This window comes from Nonomuraea sp. NPDC048882 (assembly GCF_040649755.1).
Classification (GTDB): domain Bacteria; phylum Actinomycetota; class Actinomycetes; order Streptosporangiales; family Streptosporangiaceae; genus Nonomuraea; species Nonomuraea maheshkhaliensis.
On record NZ_JBEZGB010000030.1, the window covers coordinates 26,740 to 52,463 of the forward strand.

Sequence of the window (25,724 nt, forward strand, 5' to 3'; positions counted from 1 at the left end):
GGCCTACCAGGCGTAGGCTTCCGGCGCCGGTCCAGGGCCGGGGAAGATGGTGTCCAGCCGCTCCAGCGTCTTGTCGTCCAGGCTTACCTCGAAGGCGCGGGTGGCCGCGTCGAGCTGCGCCAGCGTGCGCGGCCCGATGATCGGCGCGGTCACGCCGGGCCGGCTCAGCAGCCAGGCCATGGCCACGTCCGCGGGGCTGTGGCCGAGCTCGTCGCACAGGTCCTCGTACTCCTGGATCTGGGCGCGGTGCCGGTCCAGCTTGATCAGCCGCTTGCCGCGGTGCGTGGCCACCTTCGCGCCGGGCAGCGGCGTGCCCATCGCGTTCTCCCGTTCCTTGCGCAGGATGCCGCCGAGCAGGCCCGCGTCGAGCGGCGACCACGGCATGAAGCCGACGCCGTAGTGCGCGCAGGCGGGCAGGACCTCCAGCTCGGCAGTCCGTTCGAGCAGGTTGTAGATGGTCTGTTCGCTGACCAGGCCGGTGTGGCCGCGCCGGGCGGCCCTCTCCTGCCCGCCGGCGATGTGCCAGGCGGGGTGGTTGGACGAGCCCACGTACACGATCTTGCCCTGGGTCTTGAGCACGTCCATCGCCTCCCAGATCTCCTCCCAGGGGGTCGATCTGTCGATGTGGTGCATCTGGTACAGGTCGATGTGGTCCGTCTGCAGCCGCCGCAGCGACGCCTCGCAGGCGCGCCGGATGTGCAGGGCGGACAGGCCCGCGTCGTTCGGCCACGTGGACATGCGGCCGTAGAGCTTGGTGGCCAGCACGGTGCGCTCGCGGCGCCCTCCGCCGGTGGCCAGCCAGCGGCCGATGATCTGCTCGGTCAGGCCCTCGCCGAACTGCCAGCCGTACACGTCGGACGTGTCGATCAGGTTGATGCCCAGCTCGTGGGCCCGATCCATGATCGCGAACGCGTCCTCCTCGGTCGTCTGCGTGCCGAAGTTGTCCGTGCCGAGGACAAGCCGGCTCACCGTCAGGCCGCTGCGGCCGAGGTGGGTGAATTCCACGAGGGTCTCCTGACGTTAGGAGTTCCATTTATCGGACTATGAGTCCTATATGTGAATACTGATGGTAGCGTTGGCGCGTAGGCGAGGTAAAGAGCGCTGGTCGCTCGGGCATTGCCAAGGAGGTTGCTCCATGAGCCCAGACCTGTCCGATCACATCGCCGTCGCGGACCTCCCGCCCACGCACAGCTTCCTCGCCGGAGCCCTGCGCGGTGGCGGCGGGGCTACGTTCACGACCTGCCACCCCGGTGACGGCTCGGTGATCGCGACGGTCGAGGCGGCCACCGACGCCTTCGTGGACGAGGCCGTCGCCGGCGCCGCCGCGGCCCAGCCGGACTGGGCGCGCACCTCCCCGCACGAGCGGGCGCGGATCCTGCGCGCGGCGGCCGACCTCATCGAGGCGCAGGCGCGGCGGCTGATCCACCTCGTCGCGCTGGACAACGGCAAGACACCGGCCGAGGCGCGCGGGGACGTCTTCGTCGCCGCGGCCCACCTGCGCGCCGCGGCCGGATGGGCGGCCACGCTCGAAGGCGTCACGCTGCCGGCCGACGGGTCCACCCTGCGCATGACGTTCCGCGAGCCGGTGGGGGTGGTGGCGGCGGTCATCCCGTTCAACACCACGTTCATGTTCGCGGCGCAGAAGGCGGGGCCGGCGCTGGCCGCGGGCAACGCGATCGTGATCAAGGCGCCCGAGCTGAGCCCGCTGGCGGTGCCCGTGTTCGCCGAGATCCTCACGGCCGCCGGCCTGCCCGCCGGGCTGGTCCAGGTGGTGCAGGGCACGGGGGACGTCGGCCGCCGGCTGGTCGAGCATCCCGGGGTGAGCATGGTGTCGTTCACCGGCAGTACGGCGGTCGGCCGGCGGGTGATGGGCTCGGCGGCGTACGGGATGAAGCGCGTGCTGCTGGAGCTGGGCGGGAAGTCGGCGAACATCGTCTACGCGGACGCCGACCTTGAGTCCGCCCTGCACGCCACCGTCGGCGGAGTCTTCCGCAACGCCGGGCAGCGATGTTTCTCCGGCTCGCGGCTGCTGGTCGAGGAGCCGGTCGCGGACGCGTTCACCGCGCGGGTGGTCGAGGTGGCGCGCTCGATCAGGGTCGGTGATCCGTTCGCGGCCGATACCCAGCTCGGCGCGCTGATCTCGGCCGAGGAGGCCGCCAGGGTGCGGGCGATGATCGACAAGGCGGTCGGCCAGGGGGTCCGGGTCCTGGCCGGCGGGGACCGGCCGCCCGGCGTCCACCCCGATGGCGCCTTCGTCGCGCCGACCGTGCTGGAGATCCCCGCCGGGCTGTCGCGGGTGCCCGACATCGTCTACGACGAGGTCTTCGGGCCGGTGCTCACCGTGCAGCGCTTCAGCGGCGCCCGGCAGGCGGTCGACCTGGCCAACGACTCGCCGTTCGGGCTGGTGGGCGGCTGCTGGACCCGTGACCTGGACCGCGCGCTGACCACCGCCAGAGCCGTGCGGTCGGGCTACTTCTGGATCAACTCCTACGGGGCGCTGGCGCTGGACGCCCCGATCGGCGGCGTCGGCCTGTCAGGGGTGGGCCGGGAGCTCGGCCGGGTGGGCCACGAGGCCTACACGGAGCTCAAGACGGTGATCGTGGACACCGCCGCCGCCGACGCGCCCCGCTGGTACTGACCCGAACCCTGCTACCCGCACCGATCTGACCCGCACCGATCTGGAGGAGCCGCCCATGCCCGCAGCACACTACCGAGGCGCCGTCGTCCGGCAGCCGCTCGGCCCGCTGAGTTTCGAGGACATCCCCCTGCGCGCGCCGACCGGCGACGAGGTGCTGATCAGGGTGAGCGCCTGCGGGTTGTGCCACAGCGACGTGCACTTCATGCACGGCACCTCGGGGACGGACTTCCCGTACCTGGTCGGGCACGAGGTGGCCGGCGTGATCGAGGCCCTGGGGCCGGACGCGACGGGCGTCGCGGTGGGGGACAGCGTGGTCGTCGCGCCCATGGTGGCCTGCGGCGAGTGCCGTCACTGCCTCGCGGGACGGCCGGAGGCGTGTCCGTCGAGGCTGCCGCGCCGGCCGAAGGTGGGCCTCGGCGACGGCGCCGCCGCGACCCCCGTGCTCGGCGTCGGCGGCCTGGCCGAACGGGTCATCGTGCCCGCCAGGCAGGCGATCGTCATCGACCCGAGGGTTCCGCCGAAGATCGCCGCGCTGCTCGGCTGCGGCGTGCCCAGCGGGTTCGGTGCCGCCGTGAACACCGCGCGGGTCGGCCCGGCCGACGACGTGGTGGTGATCGGGTGCGGCGGTGTGGGGATCGCGGCCGTCGCCGGGGCCGCGTACGCGGGCGCGCGGCGGATCATCGCCGTGGACACCAACCCGGACAAGCTAGACGTCGCCGCGCGCTTCGGCGCCACCCACGTGATCGACGCGTTCGGCGAGGACCTGAGCGAACGGGTGCGGGAGCTGACCGGCGGCGCGGGCGCTGACGTCGTCCTGGACGCGGTCGGCGGCCCCGCCACCTTCGCCACGGCCGACGGGCTGCGCGGGCCCGGCTCGCGGCTGGTGATCGTCGGCGCGCCCCGGCAGGGCGACACGGTCGAGCTGCCGCTGCGCCGGCTGTTCCTGAACGCGGGCTCGATCAGGGTCTCCATCTGGGGAGACTGCGTCGCCTCCCGTGACCTGCCCCTCCTGGCGAGCCTCTACCTGGACGGCCGCCTCCCGCTGGACGAGTACGTCTCCGGATCGCTCGGCCTGACCGACGCGCAGGAGGGCTTCGACCGGCTGCTGGCCGGAAAGGCGCTGCGCAGCGTGGTGGTCATCTGAACGTCCGATCCTCAGGGCAGTTGACAAGCAGACATCCACCAACCGACAATCAACTCAAATTTCGGACTGTTTGTCCGATAATTGACACAGACAGGATCAGATGATGGCCACAGCCGATCTCCGCACTCCGCGCTCGCTCAACCACATCGCCTATCCGACCTGGAACTCCCAAGCGACGCACGACTTCTACACCGAGGTGCTGAAGTGTGAGCTGCTCACCGCGATCCAGCTCGACGAGGTCCCGTCGAACGGCGCCAGGACGCCGTACCTGCACACCTTCTTCGGGCTGGGCGACGGGAGCGCCATCGCCTTCTTCGAGGTCGACGACATGCCCGACCCCGGCCCCGACTCGGTGCCGTCGTGGGTGCGGCACATCGCGCTCAACGTCGACTCGATGGAGGAGCTGCACGAGTGGAAGGCGCACTTCGCCGCCAAGGGCGTGGAGACCGTGGGCATCGTCGACCATGACGGCGTCTGGGAGTCCCTCTACATCTTCGACCCCAACGGCGTGCGGATCGAGCTGACGTACCAGACCCGCGAGCTGAACGACGACGACGCGAAAGCGGGCGTCGAGACGCTGCGGAAGTGGACCGCACGCGGGTAGCGCGCTCGTCGCCGACCCACCACCTGCCCTACTCGCGCTGATCAGGAGCCGCCCGTGCTGTCCCGCGAACTACTGCCCATCCCGATGTCCCAAGGCGGACGCCTGGACATCAACTCCGGCGTCGCCCGGATGAGCGGGAAGATCTGGGCCACCCTCTGGAAGGACGACCGGCGGCAGCCGACGACCGCCGTGCTGATCGTGCACCCCGCCTCCAACTTCATCGGCCACTACGCGCTGGAGGAGCTGGCCTCCCGAGGCGTGGCCGCGGTCGGCCTGGCCACCCGGTACGTCGGCAACGACTCCGCGCTGATCATGGAGAACTGCGTCCTGGACGTCGGCGCGGCGATCCGGCGCCTGCGCGAGCTGGGCTACGAGCGGGTGGTCCTGGTCGGCAACTCCGGCGGCGGCGGCCTGGCCGCGCTCTACCAGGAGCAGGCCGAGCACCCCACCATCACCCACACGCCGGCCGGGGACCCCGTGGACCTGACCGGTGCCGATCTGATCCCGGCCGACAAGATCGTGATGGCCATGGCGCACCCCGGCCGGGCGATCGTCTACACCGAAGGGCTCGACCCGGCCATCACCGACGAGCAGCGGCCCTTCGACCGCGACCGCTCGCTCGACATGTTCGACCCGGCCAACGGGCCCGCGTACGGCGAGGAGTTCGTCGAGCGTTACCGCGCCGCCCAGATCGAACGCAACCGCCGGATCACCGCTTGGGCCGCCGAGCAGATCGAGGCGCTGCGCGAGCACACCAGGGAGTCGCAGGACGGCCGGAAGGAGGCGCCCGACGACTTGCCCTTCGTCGTCCACGGCACCGCCGCCGACCCGCGCTTCCTGGACCTGGCCCTCGACCCGTCCGACAGGAAGACCGGCACCCTGTGGGGCTCCCCGTGGGTGGCCAACTTCCAGCCGGCGTCGCTGGGCCACCTCACCAGCCTGCGCTCCTGGCTGAGCCAGTGGAGCTACGACCGCAGCCGGGCCAACGCCTACCGCGCCCTTCCCAACGTCAAGGCGCCGGTCATGGTCGTCTACGGGTCGGCGGACTGCGCGGCCTTCCCCAGCCACGCCCGCACCATGTACGAGGCCGTCGCCCACGACCGCCGCGAGCTGGTCGAGATCAAGGGCGCGGACCACTACTTCCAGGGCCGCTCCGACCTGGCCAGGACCATGTGCGACCACCTCGCCGAGTGGAGCCGATGATGGCCGTTCACGACGTGGCCGTGGTCGGCGCCGGCCCTGTCGGGCTCACCGCCGCGCTCGCCCTGGCCCGGCGCGGCGCGACGGTCGTCGTCCTGGAGGAGAGCGAGCGGCTCAGCACCGAGTGGCGGGCCTCCACGTTCCACCCGCCCACCATCGAGATCGCCCGCGACCTCGGCGTCGTCGGCACGATGTTGTCGAGCGGCATCGTGGCCAGGAAGTACCAGGTGCGCGACCGGCGCGACGGGCTGATCGCGGAGTTCGACTTCGGGCTGCTGGCCGACGAGACCGCGTACCCGTTCAGGCTGCAGCTCGAACAGTACAAGTACACCCAGATCATCAAGGACGCCATCGAGGAGCGGCACGGTCAGGTCGACATCCGGCTAGGGACCGGCGTCGTCGGCGTGAGCCAGAGCGACGGCGAGGCCGCGCTGACCACCGCCGCCGGGGAGCGGGTCGCGGCCCGCTGGGTGCTCGGCGCCGACGGGGCGCGCAGCACCATCCGCAAGGCGCTGGGCACGCCGTTCGAAGGGCTCACCTACGATCACCGGTATCTCGTGCTGAGCATCGACTACCCGGTGGAGACCCTGCTGCCCGGCATCTGCGACGTCAACTACATCGCCGACCCCGAGGAGCACCTGCTGGTGCTGCGGGTGCCCGACCTGTGGCGGGTCGTCATCTCGGTGCCGCCCCACGTCACCAGCGACGAGGCGGTCTCCGACAAGTACGTGGCCGAACGGCTGCGCGGCCTGTTCGGCGACCACCCCGAGCTGCCGCTGCGCGAGCGGAAGATCTACTCGGTGCACCAGCGCGTGGCCGACGCCTTCCGCCACGGCCGGGTGCTGCTGCTGGGCGACGCCGCCCACGTCAACAGCCCGATGGGCGGCATGGGGCTCAACGGCGGCATCCACGACGCGTTCGACCTGTCCATCCAGCTCGGCGCGGTGCTGACCGGCGAGGCCGGTACGGACGTGCTGGACGCCTGGGCGCACCGCAGACGCAAGGCCGCCATCGAGGCGGTCAAGGAGCTCACCCACCGCACCACCACCGCCATGGCCGAGCAGGACGAGGTGGAGCGGCGCAAGTACCAGCGCCAGATGTCGGAGATCGCGGCGGCTCCGCAGCGGGCGCGCGACTGGATGATGGACGCTGCGATGATCTCCAATGTACGGACCCATGACCTCCCACCCCGCGCCGGATGAGCGGCTGGCCGCGTACCGCATCGAAGGAGACCGGATGGCTCACGAGCCGAACGACCTGCCCGAACCCGCCGAGCTGAAGATGAGCGTCGCGACCGCCCTGCGCGCCGCGGCGCAGGCGGCGGGCGATCGGCCCGCCATGATCCAGGGCGACGGCGCCGTCAGCTACGCCGAGCTGGACGGTCGCGCGGCGCGGCTGGCCGGGGCGCTGGCCGCGCGCGGGGTCGGTCCCGGCTCGACCGTCGCCATCGGCCTGTACAACTCCTTCGCGTACCTGGAGACCATCGTCGCGGCGTTCAAGCTGGGCGCGCGGCCGGTCAACATCAACTACCGCTACCGCGCCCCCGAGCTGCGTTACGTGCTCGACTACACCGACGCGGCGGCGTTCGTGCACGACACGAGCCTGGCCGCCCACGTTCGCGAGGTGCCGGGCGACCGCCTGCTGCTGGAGGTCGGCGCCGAGGCGGAGCCGGACGCGCCGGTCGTGCCGTTCGAGCGGGCCGTCGAGCACGAGCCGGTCCACCGCGACGCCGCCGCCGGCTCGCCGCACGGCATCATCCTGCTCACCGGGGGCACGACAGGGCGCCCCAAAGGTGTCATCTGGGACCGTGACGGCCTGCTCGGCATCCTGCGCGGCGTCTTCCGCCAGGCCGGGCTCGAACCGCCGCGGACACCGGACGAGGTGCGCACGCGGGTCCGCGAGCTGCGCGAGAAGGGCGGCACGCCGGTCGTGCTGCCGATGTCGCCGCTCATGCACGGCACCGGCCTGTTCCACGCGCTGCGCACCCTGCTGGCCGGAGGGACGATCTGCTTCTGCACCTCGCGCTCCCTCGACGCGGACGAGGTGTGGCGGACCGTCGAGCGGCGCGCGGTCACCGAGATGGTGATCGTGGGGGACGCGTTCGGCCGTCCGCTGGTGGACGCGCTGGCCGCCGCCGAGCGGGCGGGGCGGCCGTACGACATCGGCAGCCTGCGCTCGATGACCAGCTCGGGCGTCATCTGGAGCGCCGAGGTCAAGCGGGAGCTGCTGCGGCGCGGCGGGATGACCCTGATCGACAACATCTCGGCCTCCGAGGGCGGGCCCTTCGGCCAGGCGCTGGCCCGCTCGGAGGCCGACGTGGCCGACGGACGGTTCACGCTGGCCCCCGTCGCCCGGATCCTGGACGAGAACGACCAGGACATCAAGCCCGGCACCGGGCAGGTCGGGGTCCTGGCCAGCGCCGGGCCGCAGCCGGTCGGCTACCTCAAGGACCCGGAGCGGACCGCCAGGGTCTGGCGGACCATCGACGGCGTCCGGTACGCGGTGCCCGGCGACCTCGCCTCGCTGGACGCGGACGGCAGGCTGATCCTGCTCGGCCGCGGCGACGGCGTGATCAACACCGGCGGCGAGAAGGTCTTCCCCGAGGAGGTCGAGGAGGCGCTGGTGACCCACCCGAGCGTCTCCGAGGCCGTGGTCGTCGGCGTGCCCGACCCGCGCTGGGGGCAGATCGTGGTCGCCGTCGTCGCGCCGGCGGACGCGCTCGCCGAGGTCGAGGACGAAGAGCTGAGCCGGCACGTGGGCGAGCGGCTGGCCGGGTACAAACGCCCGCGCGCCATCGTCCGGGTCGAGGCCATCCCCCGCAGCCCGGCCGGCAAGATCAACCGGCCGTCCGCGCGGGAGCTGGCCGTCGGCCACCTGCGCCCGGCCACCAAGGAGGCGACGCAGTGACTGATGTTCCCTTCCCGATCGAGCAGGGCCACGTGCGGGCGTTCGCCCGCGCCGTGGGGGAGGACGCGGACGTGGTCGTGCCCACCTTCCCGATCGCCTTCTCCCAGTTCGACCCGGACTGGCCGCTGCGCATGAAGCCCGGCGAGCCCTGGAACGGCTCAGGAGCCGACGCGGGCCGCTCGTCGGGCGGAACCGGCGGCCTGCACGCGGAGCAGGAGTTCGAGTATTTCCGCCCGATCCGCGTCGGCGAGACGCTGACGGCCCGCAAGTGGCAGGGCCGCACCTGGCACAAGAGCGGCCGGGCCGGCGTGCTGAACTTCGCCGAGCGGCACGTCGACTTCCACGACGCCGACGGCAACCTGGTGGCCCGCTCCACCTCGGTCTCGGTGCGCATCACCCAGGAGGAACCCTCATGACGGTGAAGGCAGGCGATCAGGTGTCCCAGGTCGTCGTGACGGACCTCAAGCGCACCCAGATCGTCATGTACGCCGGCGCCTCCGGCGACTACAACCCGCTGCACACCGACGAGCCGTTCGCCACCGAGATCGCCGGGCATCCGACCGTGATGTCCCACGGGATGCTCACCATGGGCCTGGCCGGCCGGGTGCTGACCGACTGGTTCGGGCACGAGAACGTACGGCGCTACCGTGCCAGGTTCAAGGCCCCCGTCTGGCCCGGCGACACCATCACCGCGACGGCGGTCGTCACCGACGTCCAGACGGTCGACGGGCAGCGGCGCGCCGAGCTCACCCTCACGGCGGTGAACGCCGACGGCGTGGAGGTGCTGTCCGGCACCGCCACCGCGATCATCGACGAGGCGGAGCGCGGAGGAGCGATGAGGATCGACGAAGGCGAGGGAGAGCGATGACCATCGACGTCACCTCGCTGGACGCGGTCGACGTGCACACCCACGTGCACACGTCCGTCCACGAGGCCCAGGAGCCCGGCGACGGCAACGACCGGTTCGCCGCGATGGCCGACTACTTCAAGGCCGGCGAGGTCAGGAAGTTCACCGTCCCGATGATCGCCGAGTACTACCGCGAGCGGAACATGGCCGCGATCGTCTTCGGCGTCGACTCCATGCACGTCAGCGGGCGGGAGCAGGTGCCGGGCAACCAGGAGATCGCCGAGCAGGCGGCTCTGCACGCCGACGTGCTCATCCCGTTCGCCAGCATCGACCCGCACCGGGGCGCGGCGGGCGTGCGCGAGGCCCGGCGGCTGATCGAGGAGCACGGGGTGCGCGGCTTCAAGTTCCACCCCACCTCGCAGGGCTTCTTCCCGAACGACCGGATGGCCTATCCGCTGTACGAGGTCATCGCCGAGCACGGGCTGGTCGCGCTGTTCCACACCGGCCAGACCGGAGCCGGGGCGGGCACGCCGGGCGGCGGCGGGCTGCGGTTGAAGTACTCCAACCCGATGCACATCGACGACGTGGCCGCCGAGTTCCCCGACCTGAAGATCATCCTGGCGCACCCGTCGTTCCCCTGGCAGGACGAGGCGCTCGCGGTCGCCATGCACAAGCCGGAGGTCTACATCGACCTGTCCGGCTGGTCGCCGAAGTACTTCCCGCCGCAGCTCATCCAGTACGCGAACACGCTGCTCAAGAACAAGGTGCTCTTCGGGTCCGACTTCCCGATGATCACCCCGGAGCGCTGGCTGGCCGACTTCGCCAAGATCGGCATCCGCGACGAGGTCCGGCCGAAGATCCTCAAGGAGAACGCGGCCCGGCTGTTCGGACTCACCGGCAAGGCATGAAACCCGGTCCTGGAGGTCGCCATGCACTACACCGGTCCCTTTGACCGGACCGTCGACGTCGTCGTGCTCGGCCTGGGCGACGCCGGCGCGGTCGCCGCGGTGACCGCCCACGACGCGGGTGCCGAGGTGCTCGTCGTCGAGAAGCAGCAGGCCGCGGGGCACCGGCCCAACAGCCGCTACGCCGCCGGCTTCTTCCTCGTGCCCGAGGACGTGGACGGCGCGGTGGAGTATCTGTCGGCGATGTACGCGGTCAACGGCGAGCTGTCCACGGTCGATCCCGCCCTGATCCGCGCCTGGGCCGAGGAGACGGCGGCCAACCCGGCCTGGCTCGACCGGCACGGCGGCGATTACGTGAAGATGGACATCCGCGGCGAGCACCCGTCGCTGCCCGGCCACGAGTCGATCAGGGTCTACAAGGCGCGGCCCGCGGGCGAGCCGGAGGGCTACACCGGCTGCCCGATGCACGGCTTCCTGCGCGGCCTGATCGCCGAGCGCGCCATCGAGGTCCGGTACGGGACCGCGGCCCGATGGCTCCTCACGGACGCGACGGGCGCGGTCATCGGCGTGGAGACCGAGCATGACAGCGGGATTGAGCGGATCGGGGTACGCCGCGGCGTCATCCTGGCCGTCGGCGGCTACGAGTCCAGCGAACGACTCAAGACGCAGTACCTCCCGATCACCCCCGCGCACTTCTACGGCACCGAGCACAACACCGGCGACGGCATCACCATGGCGATCGAGGCCGGCGCGGAGCTGTGGCACATGAACGTCTGGCCGGGGCATTTCGTGGCCAGGTTCCCCGGCGACGGCTACACCGGAGGAACGGGCATCGACCTGTGGGGCTCTGGCCGGTTCGGGCCGGGGGACGAGCGAGCGCCCGGTTCGATCTTCGTGGACGGCACGGCCCGGCGTTTCATCCGCGAGCCCGGCCGCCAGCACGCCGCCAACCTGGAGCTGCTGGCGATGGACGCCGACTCGCTCACGTACCCGAGGATCCCCACCTGGTGGATCTTCGACCAGGAGCGTTTCGAACGGGCGACGCTCGTCCCGACGTACTCGGGCCCGGCCGGGCCGGTCGGCGACTACACCTGGAGCAAGGACAACGTCGCCGAGCTGCGCAAAGGCTGGATCCGATCGGCCGGCTCCGTCAAGGAGCTGGCCGAAGTCTGCGGCCTCGACGCCGCCGTGCTGGAGCAGACCGTAGCGCGCTACAACGAGCACTGCGCGAACGGCCTCGACGCCGACTTCGGCCGCGATCCCGTCACGCTGACCCCCCTCGGCGGCGACCGCTACTACGCGGTCCCGCTCTGGCCCGGCGGGTCCCACACCGTCGGCGGTCCACGCCGTGACGCGAACGCTCGGGTCGCGTCGATACGGGGAGGTTCGATCAGCCATCTCTACTCCGCCGGAGAGCTAGGATCACTACACGGCCTGCTCTATCCGACCGGCGGTGGCAGCATCGCCGAGTGCCTGGCATTCGGCCGGATCGCTGGACGCAACGCGGCAGCCGACCGGGTAGGTGGAAGTTGACGCTCGAAGTGAGATCAGGCCGGCTCCATGCAGACACAGCAGATGTCCGTGGCACCGACGGCGGTAGGGATGGCTTGACGTGAGCACTGGTGATCGCGCCGGCGAGGGCGGGAGTCAGGGCAGTGGCTCGCAGACCCTGGATCGGGGCCTGCGGCTGCTGGAGCTGCTCGCCTCCGAAGACCGCGACATGACCGTCGCCGAGCTGGCCACGTCGCTGGGCATGCACCGGCAGGCCGTCTACCGCCTGCTCACCACGCTGCGCCTGCACCGCCTGGCCGCGGAGGGCAGCTCGGGGCGCTACCGGCTCGGGCTGGGCGTGATCCAGCTCGCCAGGCAGGCCAACCCGCAGCTCCGCCGTGCCGTCGTCCCCTACCTGCGCACTCTGGCAGAAGAGCTCGGTGCCACCACGCAGTGCGTCGTGGCGGAGGGAGCCGACGCCGTCGTCCTGGCGGTCGTCGAGCCACCCGACGCCATCTTCCACCTCTCCCAGCGCAGCGGCGCCCGCCACCCCCTCGACCAGGGGGCCAGCGGCCTGGCCATCATGCTCTCCCGCCCCGCCCAGGCCGGCGACCCGCCTGCGGTGGTCGAGGCCCGCGAGCTCGGCTACGCGGTCTCCCGCGGCACCTTGACCCCGGGCGCGGTGGGCGTCGCGGTGCCGCTGTACGACAGCGACGGCCACCCGCTGGACGCCAGCCTCGGCATCGTGTCGATGGTGGACCTGGAGGTCGAACGCACAGCCAAACGCCTGCTCGAAGCCGCGGCCCAGATCACGGCCCGGGAGCTGTAGCCCGCTCGGGGTCCAGGAACATTCGTGGCTCGATGGAGCTCGCGCAGCGGGCCGGTCACTGCGGGCCGGTCACTGCGGGCGGGTCGCGCGGACGTAGTAGAGCAGGTGGGGGAGTTCGCCTTCGGCCTCCACCTGGAAGCCGGCGTCGGGGATCATGGTGCCGAGCAGGTCCCGTGGGTCGTGGCGCATGGCGGGGCCGGAGAGCAGGCCGATGACGCGCCGGGCGAGCGGGTTCACCGGTGGGCGGAACTCGGCGATGAGCAGGCGTCCGCCCGGGCGCAGCACGCGGAACATCTGCCGCAGCGCCTCGGGCCTGGCGCCGGCGGGCATGTGGTGCACGGCCAGGCTGGAGACCACCAGGTCGAACGAGCCGTCAGGGAACGGCAGGCTCTGGCCCTCCCCGACGACATACGTGCAGTTCGCCGAGGCGCGGCCGCGGGCGTGGTCGATCATCGCGGGCGACGGGTCGAGGCCGGTGACGTGGCCGGTGGGTGTGACCACGGGGGAGAGGATGCGGGTGAGGTAGCCGGTGCCGCAGCCGACGTCGAGGACGCGGTCGCCGGCGTGGGGCCGGGCGGCGGTGGCCAGGCGGGTGAAGGTGGCGCGGCGGGCGCCGAGGAAACCGATCGTGGCGAAGGCGTCGTAGGCGCGCGGCCGGTCGATGGTGCCGCCCTCGTCGGCATGTTCGTGGTGGCCGTGCAGCAGCTTGCCGAGTCCCATGGTGGTTGGCTCCGTTTCCGTACGATGTGTTCGGTATGAAGCATGCGTTCCCCGTAGAGCGCGGTCAACGAGCAGATCGGACGTGGTGTGCCGTACCGAACAGAGGGTGGGAAAGTGTCCGGAGACCGGAGGGTGCGACGCACGCGGCGGCTCGTTCAGCAGGCGCTGGTGGAGCTGATCCTGGAGAAGGGCTACGACGCGGTGACCGTCACCGACATCATCGTCCGCGCGGACGTCGGCCGCTCCACCTTCTACGCGCACTTCACCGACAAGCAGGACGTGCTGTTCAGCAACCTCGGCGAGCTGGCCTTCCTGCATCGGCTGCCGGCGGCGCGGGAGGCGGAGGAGCTGTTCGCGTTCAGCCGGCCGATGTTCGAGCACGTGCGGGAGCAGGAACGGCTGGTGCGGGCGCTGCTGGGCCGGCGCAGCGGCGGGTTGGTGCAGGCGCGGGGTGAGGAGCTGCTCGCCGCCGTCGTCAGGGACGAGCTCGTCGCCGCGGGCGCCCGTCCGTCGCCGGGGCTCGACCTGCTGGTGGTCTGCGTGGTGGGGGCGTTCATGGGGCTGATGCGGGCGTGGGTGGACGGCGAGACCGGCGCCTCGCCCGCCGAGCTGGACGCCGCCTTCCGCGCGGCTGTGACTCCCGGTGTACGCGTGGCGCTACGTCCGGACGAGGCCCCGCGCCCGCCGCACGCCGGCGCAGGCTCCGTCCCGACGCACGCTTGCGCGGAGCCTACGGCCGTGGGCGGTTGATGCCGGTCTCGTAGGCGAAGCTCACGGCCTGGACGCGGTCGCGGAGACCGAGTTTCATCAGAAACCTCCGAGGAAACCCACGCCTTCAGGCGGGGAGGAATCGGCCCCCTGCGGGGCAGGGCAGGAACAGGCGATTTGCCGCCAGCTGAACCGCCGCATCGAACAAGTGCGCGAATTTTCCTTGATCGTTCGGTAGGATGCCAGGCGTGGCGCAGATCGTGAAGCGGGCCTACAAGTACCGCTTCTACCCGACCCCCGAGCAGGCCGGAGAGCTTGCCCGGACGTTCGGCTGCGTCCGCCTCGTCTACAACAAAGCCCTCGAAGAGCGCACCCGCGCCTACAACCTGGAAGGCAGGCGGGTCTCCTACGCCGAGTCGTCGGCGATGCTCACCGAGCGGAAGCGCAGCGGCGAGTTCGGCATCATGCACGCCATCGGGGCCCGGCCGCGCACCGTACGCCGGATCGTCGCCGCAGAGGGGCTCCTCCTGGCGGTCGCCGGGTGCGTGGCCGCGGTCGTGCCGGCGGTCGTGCTCACCTGGCTGCTCGGCGCCGGGCTGGGCAACCTGTTCATGAACGTGCCCATCCCGTTCCGGATCTCGGCTCTCGGGGCGGTGATCTGGGTCGTGCTCGCCCTCCTCGGCGCGGCGCTGGCCACCGACGCCGCCGCTGCCCGCGCCTCCCGCCTCACCGTCAGGGAAGCACTCGCCTACCTGTGAGATGGGATATATATGCAGGTCAGAGGGGTTGGGGAGACTTCCATGACCTTGGCCGGGGCATAACGCCCGCGGCCGGGAAGCGCCGGCCGTGCATCGGGGGACAGGGGCAGGGCATGGTAGTGATCGATGGAGCGCCCGCCGGGGTGCGGGAGGACGCGGCGGCGCGGGTGGCCCGCAGGACCGAGCAGCGCCGGCGGCAGACCGCCCTGCTCGCCGAGCCGGGCGGGATCGCCCGGGCAGATGAGCCGGTACGGGTGGCCACCCGCATCGATCGGCTCAGCCACCACTACCGTGACGTCCACCCGATCGATCCCGCCGCGCTCACCGCCGCGGACCCGGCCGCCGTGAGCGCGGCGGTGGCGGTGCTGGAGCGGATCATCCAGACCAACGACCTGCTTCCGGTCGGTTACCTCGAAGGCGGGGCGGCGGCGGCGCGAGCGGTCGGGCGGGTGGTCGTACGCGACGAGCGCGGGCGGCTGGACGGGTACGGCACCGGATCGCTGGTCTGCCCCGAACTGCTGCTCACCAACCACCACGTACTGGGCGATGCCGGTACGGCGGGCAGCAGCAGCATCGAGTTCGACTACCAGGACGGCGTCGACGGCAGCCCACGGCCGCTGCAGGCATTCCCGCTGGATCCGGGCCGGTTCTTCTTCGCCGACCGGGAGCTGGACTTCGCGCTGGTGGCGGTGAAGGCCGCCCCGGCAGAGCTGGCCAGGTTCGGGTTCAACCGGCTGGTGGCTCCTGAGGGCAAGGCCATCGTCGGCGACTTCGTCACGATCATCCAGCATCCGGGCGGGGAGAAGAAGCAGGTCGCGCTGCGGGAGAACCGGATCGTGGACGTCCTGGAGTCGTTCCTGCACTACCAGACCGACACCGAGCCCGGCTCATCCGGCTCGCCGGTCTTCAACGACCAGTGGGAGCTCGTGGCCCTGCACCACGCCGCCGTTCCCGCGCCTGAGCACGACGAGTTCGGCGGGTTCATCAACGAAGGGGTGCGCATCAGCCGCCTGCTGGACGTCCTGCGCCGCCAGCCGTTCCCGCCGGAGCAGCGAGCCCTGCTCGACCGGTTGCTCGCCGAACGCATGCCCCTCCCGTCGGCTCCGTCGGCTCCATCGGCTCCGCCCGCTTCGACCAACGGCTCGATGAACGGCTCGATGAACGGCTCGCTCAGCCGGCCGGCCGAGCCGGCGCTGGGGCAGGCGCCGTTGACGCTCACCTTGACCGCCCCCGTCACCGTTCACCTCGCCGGGCCGATCGCCGTGGACGGCCCGTCCATGGCGGCGCCGGAGGCGATCCAGATAGATCCGGACTATTCCGGTCGCCGCGGTTACGACCCGGACTTCCTGCCGGGCGGGCATCGGGTCGCGCTGCCCACGCTGCCCCCCGATCTCCTCTCGCTGGCGGCAGTCACCCGGCAGGCCGGCGACGGGCAGTCGCACGTGCTGAACTACCACCACTTCAGCGTGGTGATGAACCGGCAGCGGCGGCTGGCCTTCTTCACCGCGGTCAACATTGACGGCCCGACCAGCCTGCGCATCCGCCGCGACCCCGACCGCTGGATCTTCGACCCGCGCCTGCCCGACAGCCAGCAGACCGGCGAGGACGTCTACCGCGACAACCCCCTCGACCGGGGCCACCTGGTCCGCCGCCTGGACCCCGCGTGGGGAGCCAGCCTCGCGGTCGCCAAAGGCGGCAACGACGACACCTTCCACTTCACCAACTGCACGCCGCAGCACAAGGACTTCAACCAGAACCAGACCACCTGGGCCGGCCTGGAGGACTACATCCTGGACAACGCCGACAACCGCGACCTGAAGGTCAGCGTCTTCACCGGCCCGGCCCTGGCGGCCGATGACGACCCGTACCGAGGCGTCCAGCTGCCCCGCCAGTACTGGAAGGTCGTGGCGATGGTCAAACACGACGGCGAGCTGTCGGCCACCGGCTACCTGCTCAGCCAGGACCACCTCATCGACGGCCTGGAAGCCGCTCCCGGGGAGTTCTCCTACGGCGCCTACAAGACGTACCAGGTGCCGATCCGGCGGATCGAAGACCTCACCCGGCTGTCCTTCGGCACCCTCTCCGACGCGGACCCGCTGGCCCGGATGGAGGGGGTCACCACCGCCAGGGAGATCACCCACCTGCGCGAACTCACCCTCTGAAGCCCGGTCAGGTTCGGCCGAGGCGGGCGGTCCGCAGCTGGATGGCAATGGAGGCGGCCACGACGACGATGAACAGCTCGACAGCTGGGGCTGATGTGGTCTTCCTTTCGCCGCTCGACCCCACGGTGTTGTTCGACGCGGTACGGAGTTCGGGCGGCGCATGGGCGACGTGCCGCTCTGGACACTCGACGCCTCGCAGCTTGACCCGGCGCGATGCTGCATCCGGCTCATGCGTGTCACACCGGGAGCCCGGACCGCCGATCCCGGCAGCGAAGACGACTACCTCCCGCTGACCACCGCCACGCTGCGGGCGGTCTCCGAGGTGACCAACCGCGCTCTTGAGCGGCTCCGAAACCTCGGCTCAGACGAACCGCTGCTGCCTTGGGGCGACGTGCCACACGTTCTGCACCGTGGGCCGGTGCCGCTCAGCCTCTTCCAAGAACTGCTGTCACCTCCGACGCGGCATTGGCCCGGTTCGGCGGACAGCTGATCTCCGGAGGACCATCACGGTACCTACCGTTGATGAAGGAGCTACCGGCCCACTTCGCCTGCGGGCGGTCTCTACGTCCGGGACCAGCGTTGGTTGGCGGCGCCTGTGCAGGTCCAGATTTGCAGTCTGGTGCCGTTGGCCGTGGCGTTGCCCGCTACGTCCAGGCACTTGTTCGCGCCGACCGCGGTGATGCTGCCGTCCGTGTTGAAGCGCCATTTCTGGTTGCTCTGGCCGTTGCAGTCCCAGATGATGACGCCGCTGCCGTCGGCGGTGCCGGCGTTGTCGACGTCCAGGCACTTGGTGCCGTAGACGCGCAGTTCACCGGCGGCCGTGCTCGTCCATTGCTGGTTGGTCTGCTGGTGGCAGTCCCAGATGACCACCTGGGTGCCGTTGGCCTGGGAGGCGCCGGTCACGTCGAGGCACCGGCCGGAGCCGGCGCCCTGGAGGCGGGTGGCGGACGGGGCGGGGGTGCCGCCGCTGACCCGGTACACGGCGGTGCCGTGTGCGGGGACGCTCGCCGAGATGGCGCCGGTCGTCGTGGTGACGGCGTTCGTCCAGGCATCACGGAGCGTGAACGGGCCGCCGGTCAGGCCGATGGCGGAGGCGGTGGTGCTGATCGTGGTGGTGCTGCCGCCCTGGTTGAACAGGGCGACCGCGACGTCGCCGTTGTTCAGCCGTTTGGCCAGGACGCGGCGGGTGCCGTCATTGCTGACCTGGGTGGCCTGCAGACCGAGCGGGTCCTGGTTGATGGCGACGAGGTTCGTGTTCTTGAGGATCGCCGAGGTGGCGTTGTCCATGTTGCGGACGTCGTTGCCGGCGATGAGCGGGGCGGCCATGACGGCCCAGAGGGCGAAGTGACTGCGCATCTCGGTGTCGTTCATGTTGCCCCGGCCGACGACCATCATGTCGGGGTCGTTGAACTGCCCCGGCCGGGCGCGGCCGGCGAGCGGGACGTTGACATTGACGATGTTCTGGATGCCCATCGGGTACCCGTTGGTCTGCCCTGTGTTCCAGGCGTTGGTGATGTCCTCGGTCGTGCGCCAGATGTTGGCGACGTCGCCCCAGTCGCGCTGCGGGCCGGTCTTCTCGTGGATGCTGTTGGGGTTGATGCTGTAGAGGATCGGCCGACCGGTGGCGGCCAGCGCGTCGCGCATCTTCGCGAAGGTGCGCACCTGGTCGTCGATGGTGCCGGTGGGGGAACACCAGTCGTACTTGAGGTAGTCGACGCCCCAGGCGGCGAACTGCCGGGCGTCCTGGACCTCGTGGCCGAAACTGCCGGTCGCGCCCGGGTAGGAGCCGAAGTACTGGGCGCAGGTCCGGTCCAGCGGCGCCTGGTAGAGGCCGAACTTCAGGTTCCTGGCGTGCAGGTAGTCGCCGAGCGCCTTCATGCCGCTCGGGAACCGGGACAGGTTGGCCTGGAGGTTTCCGGATGAGTCGCGGTTGGGGTCGAACCAGCAGTCGTCGACCACGACGTACTGGTAGCCCAGGTCGCGCATGCCGGAGCTGACGATCGCGTCGGCCGTCTGCTTGATCAGCGTCTCGCTGATGTTGCACCCAAAGGTGTTCCAGGTGTTCCAGCCCATCGGCGGGGTGCGGCCCACGCCGTTCTCCAGCGCCTGCGCCGGCAGGGACGGGCCGACCGCGACGGCCGCTGCCGTCAGGGTCAGCATCGTGGTCAGGGCGAGGGAGAAGCGCGTTCGTCTCCTGCTGGTCATCGATGTCTCTCCTCAGTGGGGGGCGTGGGTCCTGGACACGGCTGAAGCTCCCAGACGCCGTGTCCAGGACCCGGTTCGCTGATGGACCAGGGCGGAACGGGTCAGGCCGTCATCGTTGCAGCGTCAGCAGGCCCGGCCGGTAGGGCAGCAGGCCGTAGTCGCCGCCGGAGCCGGGGCTGCGGCCCTGGTAGAGCAGTTGCAGGTTGCAGGGGTCGACGGTGAAGGTCTGGTCGGCGCTGGTCCGGATGAGCTCGCCGTGGCTGATGTCGTTGGTCCAGGTGGCGCCGCTGTTGGCCTTGCCGGCGAAGGGGTTCGACTCGGTGGCGGCCTGCGGCGTCCAGGAGCCGTTCAGGCTGGTGGCGGTGAACGAGCGGAAGTAGCGGCCCTGCGAACCGATCGCCTCGACGATCATCAGGTACTTGTTCAGGCCCTGGAGCTTGTAGACCTGGACGGCCTCGAACAGGTTGTTCGTGCTGTCACTCATGATCACGGTCGAGGTGCTGCCGAAGCTGCCGGGGAAGTTCCCGATCGGCATGCTGGCCCGGTAGATCTTGCCGTTGTCGCCGGCGAAGAACAGGTACATGTTCGTGCTGTCACCGATGACCGTCTGGTCGATGGGGCCCGTGCCGGAGCCGGAGATGGTGCCGGAGAAGAGCGTCTGCTGTGCCGACCAGCCGTTCGGGTTGGTGGGGTCGCTGGAGGTGCGGTACGAGAAGGCGGTGCTGCCCCACTGGTAGGCCAGCACCCAGATGTTCCGCGGCGCGAAGTAGAACAACGTGGGTGCGACCGTGGCGTTGGACATCGCGTTCTGGCTCGCCGAGGCCATCTCCGACCAGTTGCCGAACAGGCCGAAGTTCATCGAGCCCCACCGGGTGCCCGTGTCGTGGGTGGTGGCGTACACGAGATGGCGGCCGTTGTAGGGGGCGACGGTGAAGTCCTTGAGCGAGACCCAGCCCGACCGCGGGTTCGCCAGCACGCCGGTCGACGACCAGCGGTAGGACGACGGAAGGTCGCACGTGCCGGGGTCGCTGCCGCCGCCGTCCACGCGGACGAGTTGCCATTGCTGGTTGGCGCCGCCCCAGTCGTCGTACTGGACGATGTTGGCGTTGTCGGTGGTGGCGGCGCCTTGGACTTCGAGGGCTTTGCCGCTGTGGCGGGAGATGAGTCTGACGTGGCCGTCGCTGCTGTCGGCGAGTCGCCATTGCTGGTTGGTGCCGTTGAGGTCGGCCCATTGGACGATGGCGCCGCCGTTGGTGGTGGAGAAGCCGGAGACGTCGAGGACCTTGCCGGAGTGGCGGGATTTGACGCGGTAGTAGCCGCCGCCGGAGTCGACGAACTGCCACTGCTGCTGGTTCTGGTTGTTGCGGCTCCATTGGGTGATGCGGGCGCCGTCGTTGGTGGCCAGGTTGTAGACATCCAGCGCCTTGCCGCTGTTGCGGTTGACGAGGACGTACCAGGCGTTCGTGTCGACGGTGGCGGCGCCGGCGGGTTGCGTGGCGATGAGCAGGCTCGCCAGTAAGGTGGCCACCGCCGCCAGGACGGTCGGGAATCTGAATCTCACGGCTGTGCCTTTCGGTCAGGGAGTGGTGAGGTCGAAGCGGCGCACGGTGATCGCGCCGCCGAGGGACTGGGTGGCGTAGTTGAAGATCCCGAAGCGGTAGCCCATGAAGAACTGCCAGGCGTTGTTCAATGTGAACGCCGGGCCGAGACTCACGAACGTGCTGCCGTCGGTGCTGTAGGAGAAGCGGGCTTGCCGGCCGGACCCCGGCCGGATGTCGGCGGTCGCCCGCAGCCAGATCCGGCCGCCCGAGACGGTCGCGCTCGCCGCCTCGGTGCCGGTGCCGGTGGTCTGCCACGAGCTGTTCATGGTCAGGCCGTTGGTCATGACGACCCGGTTGACGCCGTTGTCGCGTTTGACGCCGATCCAGGCCGACTGGTCGCGCAGCATGGCCAGCCCGGCGCGGTCGCCGTTGCCCATCTGGGTGTAGTCGAGTTCGATCGTGGCCGTGGACGACGGGCCCTGGATGCGGTGGGTCAGCGTGTTCCGGGCGTTGTAGAGGTCGCCGGTGACGGTCGCGGTCTGCAGGCGCAGGCCGTTACCGGTGGAGAAGCGGCTGGTGTCGGGGTTGTGGTTCCACTCCCATCGGTGGCCGAGACTGCCCGAGGTGAAGGTGTCGGGGCCGGTCATGGAGGCGACGGTGCGGCTGGTCTGGATGTTCGGCTTGGGGTAGGTGGCTCCCCAGCCGCCGTTGACGGTCTGGAGGGTGGGCCAGTCGCCGGTCCAGGTGATCGGTGCGAGGGCGGGCACGCGGCCGCCTGGGTAGGCGTCCACGAACGACATGTAGTACCAGTCGCCGTTCTGCGTCTGGACGAGCCCGCCCTGGTGCGGGACGCCGCCGCCGGAGATGGGGCCGGGCAGGTTCAGCAGGACCTGGCGCATCTCGTACGGGCCCCACGGCGAGGTGGAGCGGAGCACGTACTGGCCGTTGGCGGGGCGGGTCAGCCAGATGTAGTAGTAGCCGTTCCGCTTGTAGAACCGGGCGCCCTCCAGGGTGCCGACGCTGCTCGGGGTCTGGAACACCTGCTGGGCCCGCACCTGGCCGAGCCCGTCGGCCGAGAGTTGGGCGACGCTGATGGTGCCGTTGCCGTAGGCGACGTACATGGTGTCGTCGTTGTCGATCAGCAGGCCGGCGTCGTAGTAGCAGTTGTTGATCTGCGAGCGCTTGGTCCAGGTGCCGTCCACGGCGGAGGCGGTGTAGACGTAGGTGCGGTTGAACTCGACGCAGCCGATCCAGTAGTACGTGCTGGTGCTGGGCCGGTAGTTCAGGGTCGAGGCCCAGATGCCCTTCACGTACGCCCGGCCGCCGTTGAGGTCGTACGCGCCCGACCCGAAGTCGAGCCTCGGCACCGAGTGGCCGGCGTACTCCCAGTCGACCAGGTTGTACGAGCGCAGGATCGGCGCGCCCGGCGAGTAGTGCATCGTGGAGGCCGAGTAGTAGTAGGCGTCGCCGACCCGGATGATGTCGCCGTCGGCGAAGTCCTGCCAGACGACCGGGTTGCTGAAGCCGCTGCTGCCGCCGCCGTCCACGCGGACGAGTTGCCATTGCTGGTTGGCGCCGCCCCAGTCGTCGTACTGGACGATGTTGGCGTTGTCGGTGGTGGCGGCGCCTTGGACTTCGAGGGCTTTGCCGCTGTGGCGGGAGATGAGTCTGACGTGGCCGTCGCTGCTGTCGGCGAGTCGCCATTGCTGGTTGGTGCCGTTGAGGTCGGCCCATTGGACGATGGCGCCGCCGTTGGTGGTGGAGAAGCCGGAGACGTCGAGGACCTTGCCGGAGTGGCGGGATTTGACGCGGTAGTAGCCGCCGCCGGAGTCGACGAACTGCCACTGCTGCTGGTTCTGGTTGTTGCGGCTCCATTGGGTGATGCGGGCGCCGTCGTTGGTGGCCAGGTTGTAGACGTCCAGCGCCTTGCCGCTGTTGCGGTTGACGAGGACGTACCAGGCGTTCGTGTCGACCGTCGCGGCCGACGCCTGAGGCGGGAGGAACACCCCGACGATGAGCAGGGACGACAGGATCGCGAGCAGGCGCCTCACAGAAACCTCCAGAGATTGGTGTCGGCCCCGTTGTCGTCGGCGAGCACGACCTGCGCGCCCTGCGCTGCGCCGGCCAGGCCGAGGACCCGGCCACCGTTGGCGCACTGGACGCGGAAGGCGGCGCCCGTCCCGTAGCGCAGCCGCCAGCGGTGGTCGGCGGTGCCGTTGTCGGCCCACTGCACGACGCGCGAGCCGCCGGCGGTGCCCATGTTCTCCACGCCCAGCACCTTCTGGCTGTGGGAGTTACGCAGCCGCAGGTAGCCGCCGGCGTCGGTGACCGCCGTCCACAGGTGGTCGGTGGTACCGCTGTCGCCCCACTGGACGACGAGCGCGCCGTCGGCCGTGGACATGCCGGTGACGCCGAGCACCATGCCGGTGCCCACGTTCTGCAGGCGGCGCGCGCCGTTCGGCATGAAACGCCACTGGTTGTCCGGGCTGCCGTTGTCGGCATCCTGCACCACTTGGGCGCCGTTGGCCGTCGAGCCGCTCCGGACGCCGAGCAGCTTGCCGCTGTGCGCGTTGCGGATCTTGACGGAGCCGTCGCCGGTGTCGGTGACCGTCCAGCGGTGGTCGGCGGTGCCGGTGTCGCCCCACTGGAGCACACGGGCGTCGTCGGCCGTCGACATGTTCTCGACGCCGAGCACCTTGCCGCTGTGGGCGTTGCGGAAGCGCAGGGCGCCGCCGTCGACGACCGGGATCCAGTCGTGGTCGGCGGTGCCGTTGTCGGTCCACTGCAGGGCCGGGCCCCCGTCGGCGGTGGACATGCTCTCGATGCCGAGTACCAGGCCGCTGGCCGTGTTGACCAGCCGGAAGCTCGCCGCGCCCGCGTCGGACCTGCCGCGAGTGTTCCAGTAGACGACGTAGTTGTGGTCGTGGGCGTCGTAGAACGGCTCCAGCCGCACCTGCGCCCCGCCTGCCGTGGCCGTGAAAGTCAGGGCGGAGGCGCTGGTCCGGGAGATCGAGGAAGGGGTCAGGACGGGGGCCGCCGACAGGGCGGTGTCGCCGTAGTCGCCCGACAACACGAGCGGGCCGTAGGTGACGGCCTGCAGATCCGGATTGTCGTTGGCGGCCTTCATGACCACCCGCATGGGCAGCCGTACGGTCACGGTGTCGCCTGCCGTCCACGACCGGGTGAGGTCGGCGTACGTGCCCGGTGTCGTGGCGATGCTCTGCTGGACGCCGTTGACGCTGATCGTCGCGTCCTGCGTCCAGGCCGGGATGCGGACGCGCATCGACCACGACCCGCTCACGTTGCCGGTGACCCGCAGCGACGTGGTGTCACTCGCGGGATAGGAGGTCGTCTGGGTGATCGTGATGCCGCGACCGCTCCAGTCGAGCGTGGAGGGCACGAACAGATTCACGAACAGGGTGGTGCCGTCGTGGAAGTAGATCGAGTCCATCAGCTTGGTGTTGGTCTCGATCCCGGTGCCCTGGCAGCACCAGAAGGAGTTGTAGTCCGTGCTCCAGGTGCCGCCGCCCCAGGCCGGGCCGACGCCGCGGCGCCCGCCGGGGTTGAGCGGGGTGAAGTAGGTGACGTGCCCGTGCGCGTCGGCCGGGCGCTGCTGGCCGAGGAGGTGGTTGAACAGGGCGTTCTCGTAGTAGTCGAAGTAGTCGGCCCGCCCGGGTGACAGCAGCCACAGCTCCCGGGTCAGCTTGAGCATGTTGTAGGTGTTGCACGCCTCGCCGGTGTCCCTGGTCAGATGGCCGGCGATCGCGTTGGGGGCGCGGAAGTGCTCGGCCCGGCTGTTGGAGCCGTTCGCGTACGTGTGCGCGCCGACGGTGATGGACCAGGCGTTGACGGCGATGTCCCGGTAGCGGGTCGTGCCCGTCGCCTTGTACTCGCGGGCCGCCCCGATCCATTTGGGCACCTGCGTGTTGGCGTGCAGGCCGTCGAGCCGGTCCTGGCCCGCGGCCAGCGGGTCGAACACGGCCGCGTGGTCGAACCGCCGGGCAGTGGCCAGCCAGCGGGAGTCGCCGGTCATCTGGTACAGGTCCGTCAGCACCGCGTTCATGCCGCCGAACTCGGTGCCGAGCATGGCCTGCATCTGGCTCGTGCTCAGCCGGGACGTGCGGGTGTCCACCCATCCGGCCAGGGCCAGCAGCACGGTCCTGGCCTGCGTGTTGCCGATCAGCCGCCAGACGTCCAGCAGCCCGGCCATGGTCTTGTGGACGCAGTAGTACGGCACGTTGCCGTTGCTCAGCGTGCGGTTCTCCACGGCGGTGATGTCCGACTCGGGAAAGCCGGACAGGTAACCGCTGGTGAACCCGGCGGCGCCGTTGTTGGCCTGGCATTTCGCCAGCTCGGCCACCATGTGGGTGGCCTTGTCCCGGCAGGTGGTGTCGCCGAGCACCGCGTACGCCTGCGCCCACGCCGTCAGGAAGTGGCCCTGCATGTGGGAACGGAACGGGAAGGTGGGCGCGTCCCAGCCGCCGTTGGCCGCCGCGCCGCCGGTGGACAGCCGGTGGTTGGCGCGGAAGACGTACAGGAGCCGGTCGACGTCGACGAAGCGCAGGTAGCTCAGTGTGCGGTTCTGATTGTCCAGGAGGCGGCCGGAGGCCAGCCGGACCTGGCCGAGGTCGAACTCGTAGGCCGACACGCCGAGGTCTGATCTGGCCCAGGGGATCGCGGCCAGGGCGGGGGACATGCCGGTCGACTGGCCGGTGGCCGAGAGCGCTGCGGTCGCGCCCGCGGCCTGCAGAAGCCGGCGGCGGCTCAAGGACATGCGGACTCCTTGGCTTCCCAATGTGATGTTAGCGCTAACATTCCGGGTTGCAGGGGTACGGGGGTCTCCTCCGGTGAGGGCGTTGTGGCGGAGTACATCCGACGGTCCGGCCTGACGTCAACGAGGGGAAGCCCCTGCCGACCCGGGTTGCGCCGCGGAACTCGCGGGAACGCCCGTCCTGCCTGGAGTTTCTCGTCTCCGGGGATATCACGGCGCACTGCCCGTGCAAGTGAAAGTTTCACAGGAGTTATCGGTTGGCAAGAGATAACTTGCGAAGAATTCGAAGTTACG

General features: G+C 70.4%; 21 protein-coding genes. 15 read left to right on the top strand and 6 right to left on the bottom strand.

Annotation, left to right across the window (positions count from 1 at the left end):
- Window positions 1-3 precede the first annotated feature (3 nt).
- A complete protein-coding gene (locus AB0C27_RS52475; RefSeq protein ID WP_357862199.1) occupies window positions 4-1,005 on the bottom strand; it encodes an aldo/keto reductase in 1,002 nt (333 codons plus the stop codon).
- A gap of 130 nt (window positions 1,006-1,135) precedes the next feature.
- On the opposite strand from AB0C27_RS52475, the gene AB0C27_RS52480 reads away from it, so the two are divergent.
- From AB0C27_RS52480 to AB0C27_RS52530, 11 genes are all read left to right on the top strand, one after another.
- Window positions 1,136-2,638, top strand: a complete 1,503-nt coding sequence (locus tag AB0C27_RS52480) for an aldehyde dehydrogenase family protein (protein ID WP_357862201.1) — start codon at window positions 1,136-1,138, stop codon at window positions 2,636-2,638.
- A gap of 55 nt (window positions 2,639-2,693) precedes the next feature.
- Entirely contained in the window at window positions 2,694-3,782 is a 1,089-nt protein-coding gene (locus tag AB0C27_RS52485) for a zinc-binding dehydrogenase (RefSeq protein WP_357862202.1), read from the top strand.
- A 103-nt stretch (window positions 3,783-3,885) separates the two neighbouring features.
- Window positions 3,886-4,386, top strand: a complete 501-nt coding sequence (locus AB0C27_RS52490) for a VOC family protein (protein ID WP_357862204.1) — start codon at window positions 3,886-3,888, stop codon at window positions 4,384-4,386.
- Between the two features lie 54 nt (window positions 4,387-4,440).
- Window positions 4,441-5,589 (top strand): alpha/beta hydrolase, encoded by a 1,149-nt coding sequence (locus tag AB0C27_RS52495; protein WP_357862206.1) that lies wholly within the window; start codon window positions 4,441-4,443, stop codon window positions 5,587-5,589.
- Window positions 5,589-6,788: an FAD-dependent oxidoreductase gene (locus AB0C27_RS52500; RefSeq protein WP_357862208.1), complete on the top strand. Its 1,200-nt coding sequence runs from the start codon at window positions 5,589-5,591 to the stop codon at window positions 6,786-6,788. Before AB0C27_RS52495 ends, AB0C27_RS52500 begins: the two co-directional genes overlap by 1 nt.
- On the top strand, window positions 6,763-8,493 hold the full coding sequence (locus tag AB0C27_RS52505) for an AMP-binding protein (RefSeq protein ID WP_357862210.1): 1,731 nt from the start codon (window positions 6,763-6,765) through the stop codon (window positions 8,491-8,493). Before AB0C27_RS52500 ends, AB0C27_RS52505 begins: the two co-directional genes overlap by 26 nt.
- Window positions 8,490-8,909 carry a MaoC family dehydratase N-terminal domain-containing protein gene (locus AB0C27_RS52510; protein ID WP_357862211.1) on the top strand — a complete coding sequence of 140 codons (420 nt, stop codon included), beginning with the start codon at window positions 8,490-8,492 and terminating at the stop codon, window positions 8,907-8,909. Before AB0C27_RS52505 ends, AB0C27_RS52510 begins: the two co-directional genes overlap by 4 nt.
- Entirely contained in the window at window positions 8,906-9,361 is a 456-nt protein-coding gene (locus AB0C27_RS52515) for a MaoC/PaaZ C-terminal domain-containing protein (RefSeq protein ID WP_357862213.1), read from the top strand. The genes AB0C27_RS52510 and AB0C27_RS52515 overlap by 4 nt, the downstream gene beginning before the upstream one ends.
- Complete coding sequence (locus tag AB0C27_RS52520) at window positions 9,358-10,248, top strand: amidohydrolase family protein (RefSeq protein WP_357862215.1); 891 nt, start codon at window positions 9,358-9,360, stop codon at window positions 10,246-10,248. The genes AB0C27_RS52515 and AB0C27_RS52520 overlap by 4 nt, the downstream gene beginning before the upstream one ends.
- A gap of 21 nt (window positions 10,249-10,269) precedes the next feature.
- Window positions 10,270-11,778 (top strand): FAD-binding protein, encoded by a 1,509-nt coding sequence (locus AB0C27_RS52525; protein ID WP_357862217.1) that lies wholly within the window; start codon window positions 10,270-10,272, stop codon window positions 11,776-11,778.
- A gap of 79 nt (window positions 11,779-11,857) precedes the next feature.
- Window positions 11,858-12,565: a helix-turn-helix domain-containing protein gene (locus AB0C27_RS52530; RefSeq protein WP_357862219.1), complete on the top strand. Its 708-nt coding sequence runs from the start codon at window positions 11,858-11,860 to the stop codon at window positions 12,563-12,565.
- A 69-nt stretch (window positions 12,566-12,634) separates the two neighbouring features.
- On the opposite strand, the gene AB0C27_RS52535 is transcribed toward AB0C27_RS52530, so the two are convergent.
- The gene (locus AB0C27_RS52535; protein ID WP_357862221.1) at window positions 12,635-13,285 is read right to left on the bottom strand and encodes a class I SAM-dependent methyltransferase; all 651 of its coding nucleotides are present in this window, start codon (window positions 13,283-13,285) and stop codon (window positions 12,635-12,637) included.
- Between the two features lie 132 nt (window positions 13,286-13,417).
- On the opposite strand from AB0C27_RS52535, the gene AB0C27_RS52540 reads away from it, so the two are divergent.
- The 4 genes from AB0C27_RS52540 (at window position 13,418) to AB0C27_RS52555 (ending at window position 17,403) form a co-directional block, all read left to right on the top strand.
- Window positions 13,418-14,035 (top strand): TetR/AcrR family transcriptional regulator, encoded by a 618-nt coding sequence (locus AB0C27_RS52540; RefSeq protein WP_357862223.1) that lies wholly within the window; start codon window positions 13,418-13,420, stop codon window positions 14,033-14,035.
- A 206-nt stretch (window positions 14,036-14,241) separates the two neighbouring features.
- On the top strand, window positions 14,242-14,751 hold the full coding sequence (locus AB0C27_RS52545; protein WP_357862225.1) for a helix-turn-helix domain-containing protein: 510 nt from the start codon (window positions 14,242-14,244) through the stop codon (window positions 14,749-14,751).
- A gap of 113 nt (window positions 14,752-14,864) precedes the next feature.
- On the top strand, window positions 14,865-16,913 hold the full coding sequence (locus AB0C27_RS52550) for a DNA/RNA non-specific endonuclease (protein WP_357862227.1): 2,049 nt from the start codon (window positions 14,865-14,867) through the stop codon (window positions 16,911-16,913).
- A 160-nt stretch (window positions 16,914-17,073) separates the two neighbouring features.
- Window positions 17,074-17,403 (top strand): hypothetical protein, encoded by a 330-nt coding sequence (locus AB0C27_RS52555; protein ID WP_357862229.1) that lies wholly within the window; start codon window positions 17,074-17,076, stop codon window positions 17,401-17,403.
- 71 nt (window positions 17,404-17,474) lie between these two features.
- On the opposite strand, the gene AB0C27_RS52560 is transcribed toward AB0C27_RS52555, so the two are convergent.
- The 4 genes from AB0C27_RS52560 to AB0C27_RS52575 form a co-directional block, all read right to left on the bottom strand.
- Window positions 17,475-19,118, bottom strand: coding sequence for a ricin-type beta-trefoil lectin domain protein (locus AB0C27_RS52560; RefSeq protein WP_357862231.1), 1,644 nt, complete (start codon window positions 19,116-19,118; stop codon window positions 17,475-17,477).
- 109 nt (window positions 19,119-19,227) lie between these two features.
- Window positions 19,228-20,679 (bottom strand): non-reducing end alpha-L-arabinofuranosidase family hydrolase, encoded by a 1,452-nt coding sequence (locus AB0C27_RS52565; protein WP_357862233.1) that lies wholly within the window; start codon window positions 20,677-20,679, stop codon window positions 19,228-19,230.
- A 15-nt stretch (window positions 20,680-20,694) separates the two neighbouring features.
- The gene (locus tag AB0C27_RS52570; protein WP_357862235.1) at window positions 20,695-22,710 is read right to left on the bottom strand and encodes an RICIN domain-containing protein; all 2,016 of its coding nucleotides are present in this window, start codon (window positions 22,708-22,710) and stop codon (window positions 20,695-20,697) included.
- Window positions 22,707-25,433: a beta-L-arabinofuranosidase domain-containing protein gene (locus tag AB0C27_RS52575; RefSeq protein WP_357862237.1), complete on the bottom strand. Its 2,727-nt coding sequence runs from the start codon at window positions 25,431-25,433 to the stop codon at window positions 22,707-22,709. Before AB0C27_RS52575 ends, AB0C27_RS52570 begins: the two co-directional genes overlap by 4 nt.
- Window positions 25,434-25,724 lie beyond the last annotated feature (291 nt).

What these genes read in the sequence shown, in the direction of transcription:
- AB0C27_RS52505 (WP_357862210.1), top strand. Translation starts at nt 6,763, where the DNA reads ATGACCTCCCACCCCGCGCCGGATGAGCGGCTGGCCGCGTACCGCATC.
- AB0C27_RS52550 (WP_357862227.1), top strand. Translation starts at nt 14,865, where the DNA reads ATGGTAGTGATCGATGGAGCGCCCGCCGGGGTGCGGGAGGACGCGGCG.
- AB0C27_RS52555 (WP_357862229.1), top strand. Translation starts at nt 17,074, where the DNA reads ATGGGCGACGTGCCGCTCTGGACACTCGACGCCTCGCAGCTTGACCCG.
- AB0C27_RS52515 (WP_357862213.1), top strand. Translation starts at nt 8,906, where the DNA reads ATGACGGTGAAGGCAGGCGATCAGGTGTCCCAGGTCGTCGTGACGGAC.
- AB0C27_RS52525 (WP_357862217.1), top strand. Translation starts at nt 10,270, where the DNA reads ATGCACTACACCGGTCCCTTTGACCGGACCGTCGACGTCGTCGTGCTC.
- AB0C27_RS52520 (WP_357862215.1), top strand. Translation starts at nt 9,358, where the DNA reads ATGACCATCGACGTCACCTCGCTGGACGCGGTCGACGTGCACACCCAC.
- AB0C27_RS52500 (WP_357862208.1), top strand. Translation starts at nt 5,589, where the DNA reads ATGGCCGTTCACGACGTGGCCGTGGTCGGCGCCGGCCCTGTCGGGCTC.
- AB0C27_RS52535 (WP_357862221.1), bottom strand. Translation starts at nt 13,285, where the DNA reads ATGGGACTCGGCAAGCTGCTGCACGGCCACCACGAACATGCCGACGAG.
- AB0C27_RS52490 (WP_357862204.1), top strand. Translation starts at nt 3,886, where the DNA reads ATGGCCACAGCCGATCTCCGCACTCCGCGCTCGCTCAACCACATCGCC.
- AB0C27_RS52485 (WP_357862202.1), top strand. Translation starts at nt 2,694, where the DNA reads ATGCCCGCAGCACACTACCGAGGCGCCGTCGTCCGGCAGCCGCTCGGC.
- AB0C27_RS52560 (WP_357862231.1), bottom strand. Translation starts at nt 19,118, where the DNA reads ATGACCAGCAGGAGACGAACGCGCTTCTCCCTCGCCCTGACCACGATG.
- AB0C27_RS52480 (WP_357862201.1), top strand. Translation starts at nt 1,136, where the DNA reads ATGAGCCCAGACCTGTCCGATCACATCGCCGTCGCGGACCTCCCGCCC.
- AB0C27_RS52575 (WP_357862237.1), bottom strand. Translation starts at nt 25,433, where the DNA reads ATGTCCTTGAGCCGCCGCCGGCTTCTGCAGGCCGCGGGCGCGACCGCA.